The organism is Nocardioides coralli (assembly GCF_019880385.1).
Classification (GTDB): Bacteria; Actinomycetota; Actinomycetes; order Propionibacteriales; family Nocardioidaceae; genus Nocardioides; species Nocardioides coralli.
On sequence record NZ_CP082273.1, the window covers coordinates 1,906,696 to 1,920,059 of the forward strand.

Annotated in this window: 11 protein-coding genes; 6 read left to right on the forward strand and 5 right to left on the reverse strand. The window is 71.9% G+C overall.

Annotated elements, in window-relative coordinates; translation table 11 throughout:
• Positions 1-142 precede the first annotated feature (142 nt).
• The 4 genes from K6T13_RS09340 (at position 143) to K6T13_RS09355 (ending at position 4,722) form a co-directional block, all read left to right on the forward strand.
• Positions 143-1,603: a DUF1800 domain-containing protein gene (locus tag K6T13_RS09340; RefSeq protein ID WP_222894325.1), complete on the forward strand. Its 1,461-nt coding sequence runs from the start codon at positions 143-145 to the stop codon at positions 1,601-1,603.
• 4 nt (positions 1,604-1,607) lie between these two features.
• On the forward strand, positions 1,608-2,855 hold the full coding sequence (locus K6T13_RS09345; protein WP_222894326.1) for a DUF1501 domain-containing protein: 1,248 nt from the start codon (positions 1,608-1,610) through the stop codon (positions 2,853-2,855).
• Between the two features lie 89 nt (positions 2,856-2,944).
• Positions 2,945-3,772, forward strand: a complete 828-nt coding sequence (locus tag K6T13_RS09350) for an MEDS domain-containing protein (RefSeq protein WP_222894327.1) — start codon at positions 2,945-2,947, stop codon at positions 3,770-3,772.
• Positions 3,773-3,786: 14 nt separating this feature from the next.
• Positions 3,787-4,722 (forward strand): sensor histidine kinase, encoded by a 936-nt coding sequence (locus tag K6T13_RS09355; RefSeq protein WP_222894328.1) that lies wholly within the window; start codon positions 3,787-3,789, stop codon positions 4,720-4,722.
• A 97-nt stretch (positions 4,723-4,819) separates the two neighbouring features.
• On the opposite strand, the gene K6T13_RS09360 is transcribed toward K6T13_RS09355, so the two are convergent.
• Complete coding sequence (locus tag K6T13_RS09360) at positions 4,820-5,197, reverse strand: rhodanese-like domain-containing protein (protein ID WP_222894329.1); 378 nt, start codon at positions 5,195-5,197, stop codon at positions 4,820-4,822.
• A 116-nt stretch (positions 5,198-5,313) separates the two neighbouring features.
• Complete coding sequence (locus K6T13_RS09365; protein ID WP_222894330.1) at positions 5,314-8,070, reverse strand: helix-turn-helix transcriptional regulator; 2,757 nt, start codon at positions 8,068-8,070, stop codon at positions 5,314-5,316.
• A 151-nt stretch (positions 8,071-8,221) separates the two neighbouring features.
• Here K6T13_RS09365 and K6T13_RS09370 point away from each other — a divergent pair, with 151 nt between their 5' ends.
• Positions 8,222-9,025 (forward strand): YqjF family protein, encoded by an 804-nt coding sequence (locus tag K6T13_RS09370; protein ID WP_249423693.1) that lies wholly within the window; start codon positions 8,222-8,224, stop codon positions 9,023-9,025.
• Between the two features lie 3 nt (positions 9,026-9,028).
• Here the strand turns inward: K6T13_RS09370 and K6T13_RS09375 are convergent, their stop codons facing one another.
• The 3 genes from K6T13_RS09375 to K6T13_RS09385 form a co-directional block, all read right to left on the reverse strand.
• Positions 9,029-9,205 (reverse strand): DUF1059 domain-containing protein, encoded by a 177-nt coding sequence (locus tag K6T13_RS09375; RefSeq protein ID WP_222894331.1) that lies wholly within the window; start codon positions 9,203-9,205, stop codon positions 9,029-9,031.
• Positions 9,206-9,290: 85 nt separating this feature from the next.
• Positions 9,291-11,864, reverse strand: a complete 2,574-nt coding sequence (locus K6T13_RS09380) for a choice-of-anchor U domain-containing protein (RefSeq protein WP_222894332.1) — start codon at positions 11,862-11,864, stop codon at positions 9,291-9,293.
• 645 nt (positions 11,865-12,509) lie between these two features.
• Positions 12,510-12,911, reverse strand: coding sequence for a heavy metal-responsive transcriptional regulator (locus tag K6T13_RS09385; RefSeq protein ID WP_222894333.1), 402 nt, complete (start codon positions 12,909-12,911; stop codon positions 12,510-12,512).
• A gap of 54 nt (positions 12,912-12,965) precedes the next feature.
• Here K6T13_RS09385 and K6T13_RS09390 point away from each other — a divergent pair, with 54 nt between their 5' ends.
• Positions 12,966-13,265 carry a thioredoxin family protein gene (locus K6T13_RS09390; protein ID WP_222894334.1) on the forward strand — a complete coding sequence of 100 codons (300 nt, stop codon included), beginning with the start codon at positions 12,966-12,968 and terminating at the stop codon, positions 13,263-13,265.
• Positions 13,266-13,364 lie beyond the last annotated feature (99 nt).

A 13,364-nucleotide genomic window follows, 5' to 3' on the forward strand; every position in this document is an offset into this window, starting at 1 on the left:
GAAGCTGTGTCGTTCCTTCGATCGGGGTCGGAGGAGGCCACTGTACTGACTTTGCCGGTTCTCCCACGCGCCGGGCTGCCGCGACCTAACCTTGCCGGTGGCGGCGTCACCACCCCCCGGACGCGGCCACCAGGAGATAGGCATGACGGTGGCTCCCCAGGCCTCGCGCGCGCGCCGACGCGTCCTCGGCGGCTACTCCCGGCTCGTCGTGAGCCGGTTCACCTACGGGCTCACCCCGGGCCTGGCCAAGCAGGTGCGCTCCCGCGGTGGGGCCACCGACTGGTTCGAGTGGCAGCTGCAGCCCGAGAAGATCCGTGACCGGGGCGTGGCGGACCTCGCGGGCTGGTGGCCCGGCCTGGCCTTCTCCGGTGCCGACGCGTGGAACCGCCACGTCAGTGAGGTCCAGCCCGGCTGGACGCTGATGTTCGACTACCAGCGCTGGCTGTTGCTGCGCCGCATCAAGACGCGGCGGCAGGTGCACGAGGTGATGACGGAGTTCTGGGAGCACCACCTCAACGTCCCGGCCAACGGCGAGCCGTTCTTCGTGCACCGCAAGGACTACGGCGACACGATCCGCTCGCACGCGCTGGGCCGGTTCGAGGACCTGCTGCAGGCGGCGATCACGCACCCGGCGATGCTCATGTACCTCGACCAGGCCGTGTCGACCGCCAAGCACCCCAACGAGAACCTGGCCCGGGAGATGCTCGAGCTCCACACCGTCGGCCGGAAGAACCACACCGAGGACGACGTGAAGAACACGGCGCGCATCCTCACGGGGTGGCGCGTCGACCAGTTCAAGACCTGGGAGCCCTTCTACGACCAGGCGGCTCACGCCACCGGGCCCGTCCGCGTCCTGGGCTTCAGCGACCCCAACGCCAGCCCGGACGGCCGTGCGGTCACGCGCCGGCTGCTGACCTACCTCGCCCACCACCCCGCGACCGCGGAGCGCATCGCCCACCGGCTGGCGGTGAAGTTCGTCCGTGACGACCCCCCAGCGGGTCTCGTCGACCGGCTGGCCCGGGTCTACCTCGACAACGACACCGCGATCCGTCCGGTGCTGCGGGCCCTCGTGGACTCCCCGGAGTTCCGGGGCTCGAAGGGGTCCAAGGTGAGGACACCGAGCGAGGACGTGGTGGCGACCTACCGTGCCCTGGGTGTCAAGGTGAAGCGCCCCACCGGCGACAAGAGCGCTGCCCACGCGATTCTCTGGCAGACCGGCAGCCTCGGTGCCTTCCCGCAGGCGTGGCCCCGTCCCGACGGGCTGCCGCTGACGAACCAGGCGTGGTCCTCCCCCGCCCGGATGATGGCCTCGATGCAGGTCCACTGGGCCATGGGCGGTGGCTGGTGGCCCAAGGAGGACGCGCGCTACCGGAGGCCGGCCGCGTGGGTGCCGCGCTACCCCATGCGCTTCGACCGCCTCGTCGACCACCTGTCCCGGACGATCCTCCACCAACCCGCCACACCCGTGCTGCTGCAGGCCTGCTGCGAGGCCACGGAGATCGGCAAGCGCGAGCGCATCACCCGCGACCATGCCCTGATCCGGTGGGGCATGCCGCGGCTGCTCGCCACGATCCTCGACTCCCCGACCTTCTACACCCGGTGACGCCATGACCGACTCCTGCTGCCCCGAGTACGCCGCGATGACGCGACGTGGCCTCTTCACCGGCGTCGCCCTGGCCGGTACCAGCACCCTGTTCGGCTCCACCCTGCTGACCACGGCGGCCAGCGCCGCCGGGGTCGCCCGGTCGGTGCTGGTCGTGGTGTCGCTGCGGGGCGCGGCCGACGGGCTCTCGCTCGTGGTCCCCCACGCCGACCCGGTCTACTACTCCGCCCGGCCCCGCATCGCCGTACCGTCCAGCGCCCTGCTGGCCAAGGACGGTTTCTTCGGGCTCCACCCCGACCTCCGGCCGCTGCTCCCCTTGTGGCAGGCCGGGAGGATGGCGGCGGTCCACGCCACCGGGCTGCCGGTGGCGAACCGTTCCCACTTCGCGGCCATGGAGGAGGTGGAGGACGCCGACCCGGGGTCCTCGGCGCGCGTCGGCTGGCTGAACCGGCTGCTCGGGACCGACGGCGACCGCTCGCCGCTCCAGGGTTTCGCCGTCGGTGGCGGCGTCGCCCCGACCTCCCTGCTGGGACCCGAGCCGTTCCTCGCCGCCGACGACGTCGACGACCTGCGGATCGCCGGGGACGACGAGTGGGACCCGCAGGGTCGCCGCGTCCGGTCGCTGCAGACCATGTGGGACGGTGCGCCGGCCGAGCTAGGCGGGGCGATGCGGTCGGTGTTCCGCGCGATCCGCGACCTCCAGCCCGTCCGGCAGACGCCGGCCGGCCCCGCGAACGGCGCCAGCTACGGCAGCTCGGACCTCGGGAGGGCGCTGCAGACCGCGGCGCGCGTGATCAAGGGGAACGTGGGCGTGGAGGTCCTGACCGTCGACCACGGCGACTGGGACATGCACACCAACGTGGGGACGCTCGAGTGGGGACGGATGCAGAACCTCACCAAGCAGCTCGGCAGCGCCCTCGCCGGCTTCTTCACGGACCTGGGCAGCCACGGTGACAACGTGACGGTGGTCGTGCTCAGCGAGTTCGGCCGCCGGGTGAAGGAGAACGCCAACGTGGGTCTCGACCACGGTCACGGCAACGTCATGTTCGTCCTGGGGGCGGGGGTCCGGGGTGGGCAGTACTACGGCACGTGGCCGGGTCTCAGCGGCCAGCTCGACAGCGACCTGGTGGTGACCACCGACTACCGCGCAGTCCTGTCGGAGGTCGTGGCGGCCCGGTTCGACGTCAGCACCGCGTCGGTGTTCCCCGGCTACACCCAGGCCGAGAGCCTCGGGCTGATGAGGTCGTCCTGAGGCCACCGGACGGTCGCGAGGTGGGTCAGGCCGAAGCCCACCCGCCTGAACCATTCCCCCCGGGCCCGGCGAGGCGTAACGTCAGGGCCATGCGACCCCAGGGCGCCGCCGCCCACACCGGCGCCGACGGAACTCACCGATGCTTTGTCTACGACGATGAACGACAGTTCCGTGCGCTGGCACGTCGCTTCCTCATCGAGGGCGCCCAACGAGGCGACCGCCTGTTGTGCGTGGGACCTCTCGCGGAGGCGACGGCCCACGACCCGGACGGCCTTCCCGACGCGGAGAGGCTCCTCTCCTCCGGCAGCCTGACCGTGGCGGCCGCCGACGCCGTCTACACCGGCGACCTGCGTGACCAGCTCACCTACTACGAGGACATGACCAGGAAGGCCCTCGCCGACGGCTACTCCGGCCTGTGGGTCCTCGCAGACCTGTCCGCCGTGGAGGACGTCCACCTGCAGCTGCGCTGGGAGCACCTGGCTGACTACTTCATGGGCACCGGTGCGGGCATGTCGGCGCTGTGCGCCTACCCCCGGGACGGGCTGTCGGCGTCGGGGCTGGAGGACCTGGCGGCGGTCCACCCCGCCAGCGGAGGAACGGCGACGGAGCCGGCGTTCCGCTTCTTCTTCGACCAGCACCGGCTGGTCCTCACCGGTGAGCTCGACGCGTTCGGCGTGCACCGGTTCCAGCGGCTGCTCGACGCGAGCCACGCCGGCGAGGAGCCGGTGACGGTGGACGTCTCCTCGTTGAGGTTCATCGACGGGCACGCCTCGGTGGTCTTCGAGGCGTGGCTGCGCGACCTCGCGCGGCGGACGTCCGTCGAGCTGATCGGGGCGACTGACGCCTTCCGCCGACTTTGGGGGATTCTCGGGTTCTCGCGGTGGCTGCCACCTGCGCTGACCGAGGTGAGGACGTGACCGGGGGTGCCGGCATGCCCGTCGCGAGCCTGGAGGGGTTCCGGCACGAGGCCTACGTCTACGACTCCCCCGCGCAGTTCGCCCGCGACATGACCAGCTTCGTCCTCGACGGCCTGCGGTCCGACGAGAACGTCGCTGTTGCGGAGACCCAGGACAAGATCGAGGTCCTGCGGGAGCACCTCGGCGAGGACGCCGGTGCCGTCGAGTTCTTCGACATGGTCGAGATCGGCCGCAACCCCGCCCGCATCATCGCGGTCTGGGAGGACTTCGTCCGCCGCAGCCAGGCCGCCGGGCGTGGCATGCGCGGCATCGGGGAGCCCGCCTGGCCCGGCCGGCGGTTGCTCGAGCTCGGTGAGTGCCGGCTGCACGAGCTCCTCCTCAACACCGCCTTCGACGGCGGTGCGCCGTGGTGGCTGGTCTGCCCCTACGACGCCACCCGGTTGCCGGAGGAGTCGGTCGTGGAAGCGCTGCGGACCCATCCCAGCCGTCTCGAGTCCGGGCTGAGCCACACCAACCCCGGCTACGACGCCGCGACGGTCCACGAGGCGTTCGCCGAGCCCCTGCCCGCGCCACCCGAGCACGCGGTCGTGCACCACTTCGACGAGACCACGGTCGTCGGCGTCCGAACGGTCGTGGCCGACCACGCCGCCGCCCACGACCTGCCGCCCTCGACCCGGGACGCCCTCGTGCTGGCCGCGTGGGAGGTGGCCGTCAACAGCGTGCGGCACGGCGGTGGCGCCGGTTGGGTGCGGCTCTGGCAGGAGCCCGAGGTGCTCGTGTGCCAGTTCGAGGACGCGGGCCGCATCACCGACCCGCTGGTCGGTCGTCGGCCCCCGTCGCTCAACGGTCACGGCGGTCGCGGTGTCTACCTCGCCAACCACCTGTGCGACCTGGTGCAGCTGCGATCCAGCGCGGACGGGACCACGGTCCGGCTGCACGCCTGGCTCTGACACCGCTGGTCGGCGGGTCTGCGCTGGCGTCCCACCGCCCCCGGGACGGGGCCGCCGCCGCTCGGCGGGCGCCCGTCCCGGTGCGGACTCGAGCGGGTCAGTCGGTCGCGGTCGGACGCCCCTCGGCGACCCAGGCCTTCATGCCGCCGTCGAGGTGGGCGATGTCGCGGTAGCCCAGCTCGCGGAGCGCCATGGTGGCGAGCGCCGAACGGCCGCCCGAGGCGCAGAAGAGGATGGTGCGGCGGTCGGGGTCGAACTCGGCGCGGTGGTAGGGGCTGGTCGGGTCAGCGTAGAACTCCAGCATCCCCCGCGGAGCCGACACCGAGCCGCTGATGTGTCCCCCCTCCCGCTCGCTCGGCTCGCGCAGGTCGACCAGCAGGCAGCCGCGCTCCTGCTCCACGGCGACCTCGGCAGGTGTCAGGTTCTCGATGTGCGACTTCGCTCTGGTGACGAGGTCGACGACGGTGGTGGTCATCTCGGGCTCCTTCGTGCGGTGAGTGGAACCCCAGCCTCGTTCGCGGCCGCGCCGACAGCATCCGTGGTGTCACCGTGGTTTTCGCGCTGCCCTACCGTCTTTCCCGGGGTTGCGACTCAGGGCACCAGCTCACGGCGCACGGCCTCGCGCACGGCGGCCACGCGCGAGGAGCAGCCGAGCTTCTCCAGGATGTGCCGTACGTGCATGTCCACGGTGCGGACGCTGAGGAAGAGGGCCGCGGCGATCTCCCGGTTGGTCTGGCCGAGGGCCAGGTGGCGCAGCACCTCCAGCTCCCTGCGGGTCAGGCCGTGATCGGCCAGCTCCCGGGCTGCACGCCGACCGAGGCGGCGGTCGACGGGTTCACCGAGCGCCGCCAGCTCCTCGGCGCACGCCCGCGCGAGGGGACGGGCACCCAGCAGACGAGCCGTGTGGTGGGCGCTCGTCAGGTGGTGGATCGCCTCACGGCGCCGGCCCAGCGCCGCCTCGATCCGGCCCAGGCAATGGGTGGACAGGGCCGACTCGTAGGGCGACCGCATCTCGGCGATCAGGTCGACGGCTCGTGTCATCAGGACGGCAGCTCGGTCGAGGTCGCCGTCCGCGGCGGCGAGCTCGGCCCCGCAGTGAGCCACCGTGGACAACACCTTGGGTGCAGTGTTGTCGCGCGAGCGCCGGGTCGCTGCACGGTGCACCTCCGCGACCTCCTCGGGCGAACCGACGCCGGCCACCCACGTCGCCGCCCAGCGGAGCGCTGGCAGCGAGTAGTGGCTCTCGTCACTGGCGGCGCACAGGACCAGCAGCCGGTCGACCAGCTGCCGGGTGGTCTGCTGGTGACCCTCGAGGGCGGCCAGCTGCGCCAGCCCCCACACCGCGCCGATCTCGATGCCGAAGACGGCGTAGGCCTGTCCGAAGTCGGCGGCCCGACGGAGTGCGCTGCGCGCACGGCGTACGTCGCCGCGCAGGGCTGCGACGAGCCCCGCCTCCTCATCGGCGACCCGCCGGACGAACACCTGCACGTCCTCGTCGCCCCGGACCCGGTCGCACACCTCGAGCACCCGGTCCCACTCTCCCATCAGCCGCGCCACGGGCGAGGTGCAGACGTAGCAGACGGTCTGCAGCTCCGCGAGGTCGTGACCGGCGCACAGGTCGACGGCCTGCTGGTAGGTCTCCAGGGCGGCCACGTAGTCAGAGGCGTACTCGAGCGCCTCGCCGAGCTCGTACACCGCCTCGGCGGAGGCGCCGGCGAGCTGCGCCGTCATCGCCTCCGCGACGGCCGCCCGCGCCAACGCCACTCCTCGCGCACCCTCGCCGAGGGCCGATCGGGTCGCTCCCTCCAGCGCCATCGCCGTCAGTGCCACGGTTCGCTTGCCGGCCGTGGTGGCCAGCCGACCGGCCGCTTCCGCCTCGTCCAGGGCGCGCGAGAGGAGACCGGCCGCCTTCAGCCGCTGGGCGAGCGCCAGCCGCTCCTCCGCGGCGGAGCCCGGGTCGTCCGCCGTCTCGTAGGCCTCGGCGGCCAGGTGACGGTGCTGCAGCGTGGCGTCGACGTCGCCGAGCATCTCGGCAGCGGTGGCCGCACGCCGGTGGGCGTGGGCCGCACGGGCCGTCGAACCGGCGACGCGGTGGTGGTCCGCGACCTCACGCCAGGTGCTGCTCGCCAGCTGGAAGTCGCCGTGCGCCTCACAGCAGTCGGCCAGCTGCTCCTGCGTGCGCACGCGACCGTCCGGGTCGACGCCCGCCGGCCACAGCTCCAGCGCTCGTCGCGCAGCCACGGTCGCGTCGCGCAGTGCCTCCGCGGCGCAGTACTGCTCGAGGGCACGCAGGAACAGGTGACGGGCACGGTCCGGCTCGTGGGCCGCTGCCCAGTGCTCGGCGACCACTGACGGCGGGGAGGAGCGGCGTTCGAGGAGCTCGGCCACCTCGCGGTGGATGCGACGGCGCTGCGCCCACGGTGTCGCCCGGACCAGGGCCTCGCGCACCAGCCCGTGCCGGAATGCGGCGACCTCCTCGTCGAACTCGACGAGTAGTCCGTCGTCGAGAAGTGCGTCGACGGCGAGGGGGTCGGTGAGAGCCTCGAGCACGGCCAGCTCGACCTGGGTGCCCAGCACGGCGGCGTACCGGACGGCGTCGGGGTGCTCGGCACGCAAGGTCTCGGTCCGTGCCAGGACGGCGTCCAGCAGGGTGTCGGGCAACGGGGCGTCCTGCCGTGGTGTCGTGTCGGCCTCCCGCGCGTCGAGGTGCGCGCGCAACAGCTCCTCGGCGAAGAAGGGGTTGCCGTCACTGCGACGGTGCACGACGTCCACCAGCGCGTCCTCGACGGGTCCGCCCGTGACCGCCTCGGCGAGAGCCCGGGTCTGGTCGGCGGTGAAGGGCTCGAGGACGATGCCGACGGGATCCCGTCGCCGGCGGAGCTCGGCACGAAGGGTGCGCACCGGGTGCTGCCTCGGCAGCTGGTCGGACCGGTACTCGACGATCACCAGCAGGGGCCGGTCGGCCAGGATCTCGTCGGCTCTGGCCAACAGCTCGAGGGTGGCCGCGTCCGCGTCCTGACAGTCCTCGAGGTGGGCCAGGCAGGGCTCCCGGCGCGACTCGGCGAGCAGGCCGTCGAGGATCGCCGTCGCCAGCTGCGGGCCCTCGACGGGCTCGGTGGGGGCGAACGCGGTCAGCGGGGCGTAGGCAGGAGCGCCGCGCATCGCCCGCGCGTGCACGACCCGGCCGTCGAACCGTTCCGCCACCCCGGTGACCAGCGACGTCTTGCCGACGCCGGCCTCGCCGCTGAGCAGCAGCACGCCGCCCTCGCCCGACGCGCAGCGTCGGACGCGGTCCTCCAGCATCGCCACCTCGGCCTCCCGGCCGATCAGGTGCACGCCGCGCGCCACAGCCGCATCCTAGGCAGCCGGAGCCGGTCGCGGGCCGGATCGACCCGGCCTCGGCGAACCGGAGGAGCACCCGTGAGGGAAGGAAGATGGCACGCCTGGCGCTGACCTCGTCGACCCCGGGCGCCTTGCCGTGCCTCCGCACACTGGAAACGTGACCGAGCCGCGACCCTCCGTCCCGGTGGAGCCTGTCAGCGAGGACGCTCCACCGTTGCGGGGTCCGGTCGTCATGTCACAGGACTGGCGGGACCTGGCCTACCTGCACTGGGCCGTGGACCCCGACCGGGTGGCCGACCGGATGCCGGCCGGCGTACGCCCCGACGAGCACGACGGGCGGACCTACGTCGGGCTCGTGCCCTTCACGATGGTCGGCGCCGGACTCGGGCGTGGTCCGGCCGTCCCCTGGCTCGGCACCTTCTACGAGACCAACGTCAGGCTGTACTCCGTGGACACGACCGGTCGCCGTGGCGTGGTGTTCCTCAGCCTCGACAGCAACCGGCTGGGCGTGGTCGCGGGCGCGCGGCTCGCCTTCGGCACCCCCTATCGCTGGGCGCGGATGAGCCACGCCGTGACGGACGCCGGGCGAACCCCCGGGTCCCGCGAGGGCGAGGTGCACACCTGGTCGGCGGTGCTGCGTGACCGGCTCGCCCGGCCCCGCGGGGCGACGAGCCGGGTCCGGCTCCGCGTCGGTGCGCCACGGGAGCCCACGCCCCTCGACCTGTTCCTGTCCGCACGGTGGGGCCTGCACACCCGGGTGGCACGGCGCACCCGCTATGTGCCCAACCAACACCCGCCCTGGCCGCTGCACGCCGGTGAGCTGCTCGAGCTGGAGGACCAGCTCGTGACCTCGGTCGGCTTTCCCGACCTGGCCGCCCGCCCACCCGACCACGTGGCCTTCAGCCCAGGTGTCCACACGGTCTTCGGGCTGCCGGTCGACGCCCGGCGTCCGCGCCGCTGAGGATCAGTGGCGTTGCATCTTCGCGTCGAGCTCCGCGAGGAGCTCCGGCGTGACCTCGGTGATCCCGTGGACGGTCGCGGCGTGCTCGGCGATCTCTCTCAGCATCTGCTGCCGGTCGACGTTCTCGAACCGCGCGGTGCAGCCGGGGATCACGTCGTTGCAGGCCAGCGTGTAGGTCATCTCGCCCTCCCTGTGCCGGGGCGGCCGCCTTCCGGCCACCCGGTGGCTGCCCCCCATCATGTCACCGCGACCCCGGTGCGGGGCGTCACCGCAGGCCGATGGTGACCTCGCGGACCGTCCCGTCGTCGAGCAACACGCGCAGCCGGTAGGTGTATCCCCGATCGACGTCGTCGGTGTCCCAGGCATACCGCCACGCCCCGTCGCGCCAGCTGAGCAACCAACCTGATGAGCCGCGGCCCCGGTAGAAGGCCTCGTTCACGGGGGCCCTGGTGCGGTCCCCGCGTACGGGGGGCAGCCACACCGGCCGGATCACCGGCTCGACCGTCACGCCGTGCGCGTCGGTGATCTGCATGGCCACCGGGACCAGGCTCGGACGCCGGAAGACGCTCATCGCCTCCCCCGGGGAGATCGCCGGGTCGTTGACCGGCGGCAGGAAGCCGTCGACGCGGTAGACGACCCGGTAGCGGACCCGGGTCGCGCTGCTGTTGCCGGCCTCGTCGACCGCCTCTGCGGTGGCGACGAAGAACCCGACGCCGTTGCTGTTGCCTCCCACCTGGGTGATGGAGCAGGGCCCGGCCAGGCCCGACAGGGCGTCGGTGGCCGCGCAGTCGGCCTCGGGCACCTCACCCAGCGTGTACGTCGCGCCGTCGGTCGGTCCGTTGACCTCGACGTGCGGCGGGGTCAGGTCGAGCTTGATCCCGTTCACCTCGCCCGTGCCGCAGTTCGCCGGCTCCGCCAGGTCGCACACGGGAGGGGAGGTCGCGGTCACCGCGCTGCCCTCATTGGTGACCTCGGTCGGGGGCGGGAGTGCTCCGACACCCGAGGGGTCCGTGGCGGACCAGTCGACCGACACCGGGGCGTTGTACCAGCCGTTGGCGTCGGGCGGGCGCTGCAAGGTCCCGGTCACCTCCGGCGGGGTGCGGTCGCCCTCGGGCACGACCGCGATGCCACCCGGATCCACGATGCGTCCGTCGGCGACGCCGTCGGCGTCACCGACACCGCCGTCGGTGAGGGTGATCTCCACCCGGTCGGCGAACACGGAGACGCGCTCCGACGGCAGCGTGGACCAGGTCTCGGTCGTGGGGTCGTACTTGGCGTAGCCGTTGACGCCCGTGGTGTCGCTGGTGTGGATGGTGAGGACCTGGTCCGTCCCGGGCGGCTCGATGCCGCTCAGCGTGAAGGACGCCAGGCCGGCCGGCAACGTCGTCCCGGCTGGCGGGGGCGTCGGCAGCGTCGCGGGGTCCAGCGTGCTGACGTCCTCCAGCGTCGTCCCCGCCGGCGCTGCGATCGTCACGTAGGGGTCACCCGGGTCCGTCGAGCCGTTGGCCGGCAGCGAGGTCACGTGGGCCTGGTCGACGTCCAGGGTGCCGTCCCCATTGCCGTCACCCCCGTTGGGGCCGAGCGCCTCGAGCAGGTCCGGGACCCCGTCGTCGTCGTTGCTGGCGCCGGGTGCCCCCGCGAGCACGACGTCGCGGGGCACGATCCAGGTGTACTCGTTGTCGGTCGCACCGACCTGGATGCGGTGCTGGGTGTTCGAGCCGTCGAGCGTCAGGTAGCACTCCCACCCGTCCGCGCCGGCGACGGCAGGGAAGTCGACGGGCCCCGACCCGGATCGTTGGACGTCGAGGTCGCTGCCGCCGTCGGGCCAGTCGGAGCAGTACACCGAGAACTGGGCCGTGGTCGGCTGCGCGAGGTCGTCGACGAGGTGGACGCGGGCCGGCACCCACGGTCCGAGGTCGAGCACCGTGTCGGCGGAGATGTCCACGGTCCCGGCGTCGAGGACGAATTGGCGCCCGTTGGTCGAGGAGCCCGTCGCCGTCACGTGGTACTGGCCGGGTGACACCGGGACGGCGTAGGTGCCGTCGGGGCCGACCTCCGCGTGTACCACGAGGGCCGTGCCGCCCTGTCCCTGGTTGACCGCGTCCACGACGTCGATCGAGACAAGGTCCGTGTCGGCGTCCGGCAGAGCGACGGTCCCCGACAGCGTGACCGGGGTCGGGATCACCACCTCGACGACGTTGCTGCCGCTCGGGTCGACGACCAGAGGACGGTACTGCGGCGTGCCGGCGGCGGGGGACACGGTGAGGTGACACCCCTCCTCCTCGGCGGTGTCCAGCGTGACCGGGAAACCCCAGAGGCCCAGGTCCCCCGACCCCGTGGCATGGCTGTTGAGGAGGAGTCGCTCGCGGCTGTCCTCTCCCTCGAACCATCTGCTGGGGAACCGGTCGAAGCAGCTGAGCACGGCCCGTCCCCCGCGCGGTGTGCCGTCCGGTCCGACGAGTCGAACGGTGACGGGGCGGTGGTAGGCGGCGTCGAGATCCACCACCACATTGGCGGTGCCCACGCTCACCTCCTCCTCGAGCCAGGCCTTCGTGCCCCTGTCGGGCCAGCTGCCGGTGTGGACGTCCGCCTTCACGAGGTAGTCGTCGTTCATGGGTACGTCGACCGAGTAGCCGCCGTCCAGACCCACGTACGCCCATGCGACTGACTCCCCGTCCGAGGCCCGCAAGACATTCACGAAGTTCTCGACCGCGCCCCCCTCGCCGTCGGTCGAGAGCGGCCCCGCGGGAGTGCTGATCGTGCCCGAGATCGTGACTGTCCCGGCAGCGCTCGCGCTGACCGGGACGAGGAGGCTGGCGGTGGCGACCAGCAGGGCCACGAGCCCCACCCTGAGCGCTGACGGGCGTACGAACATCGTGGATTCCCCGGTCCGGTGGTCGCGCGACCACCACAACCGGGGAGCGTGGCACCCGGCCGGAGCACGGACAGGAGTCAAGACCAGCAGATACCCAATCGCGGTTAACTCTGCCGGTTGCGCGGGCCCCCGGAGATGCAGTCAGGGACGGCCCCGATCGCGCCGGGACCGCCCCTGACGAGCGTGTGCCATCCAGTCGGGCTGACAGGATTTGAACCTGCGACCCCTTGACGTTGCTTAGGCACTGTGACCGTTCTCGGCGTGATGCGCCACATTAGGCGCTGACCTGCGGAAACTGTGTCTTGCACTCTTGTCGTTTCTTGAGCTATTCAGGCCGCCACTGGCCGATTTTGCCGGCGTTTACGACTAGTAAGCGTCCATCGTGTGACCGTTGCGGCTACCGGTGGCGCACCGGGACCACCCAGCGAAACGCGCTGAGGAAAGATCGGCGACACCAGCACGTGGATGAGCAGTGGCAGCGCTGCATCCCGGCCGCCTCGGCGGCGCGTGTCGCGACTGCTGCACCCAGGTAGAGCGTGAACACGATGACCGCGCCGAGTCTCATCGTTTCGAAGGTACTCCCCGCGACGGGCACAGCTCGCCGACCAATCATGCGTTCGGCGCGATGATGTGACAGACCTGGCCGTCGGAGCAGTCGGCGGGATCGAGCCGGTCACTGCGGCTGATCAGGCCTTCGATCTCCGTCTCGAGGTCGGCGAGCTCACGTTGCCGCTCACGGATGTCGTCCAGCTTGGCCAGGAGCAGGGAGTGGACGTGCTCGCACGGCACGGCTCCGTCGCGTCGCAGGTCGAGGATGCTGGCCAGTTCGACCAAGGTGAGCCCGGCCGCCTGTCCGCTGCGGATGAACGCAAGTCGCGCGAGGATCGAGGCGTCGTATTCGCGGTATCCGTTCGTCCCGCGCTGCGGTGGCGGCAGCAGACCGCGCCGCTCGTAGAAGCGGACGGTCTGCGTCGGCACGTCAGCCGCGGCGGCTACCTCTCCAATGCGCATGGCTTCACCCTACGACTTGACCTTGCACCGCGGATCAAGGTTTAGCGTGGCGGCATGGACATCACGCTGCTCTACTTCGAGGACTGCCCGAACTGGAAGCTCGCTGACGAACGCCTCACCGCGCTTGCCGCGGAACGACCGGACATCCACCTGTCCCGCCACCTCGTCGACACTCCGGAGGAGGCCGTGCGCACCGGCTTCAACGGTTCTCCTAGCATTCAGGTGGACGGCGTGGACGTCTTCGCGGAGCCCGGTTCCGCGGTCGGCCTCTCCTGTCGCAGGTATCCGACACCGGACGGGTACGAGGGAGCGCCCACGCTCGAGCAGCTGCGGACGGTCCTGGCCGATGCGTGACCGTCTCGCGACCCTCGGGCCGATCGCTGCGGTCGCCGGGGCACTGGGGCTGTGCTGTGGGCTTCCGGTCCTCCTCTCGCTGGGAGTCACCGGCGCTGT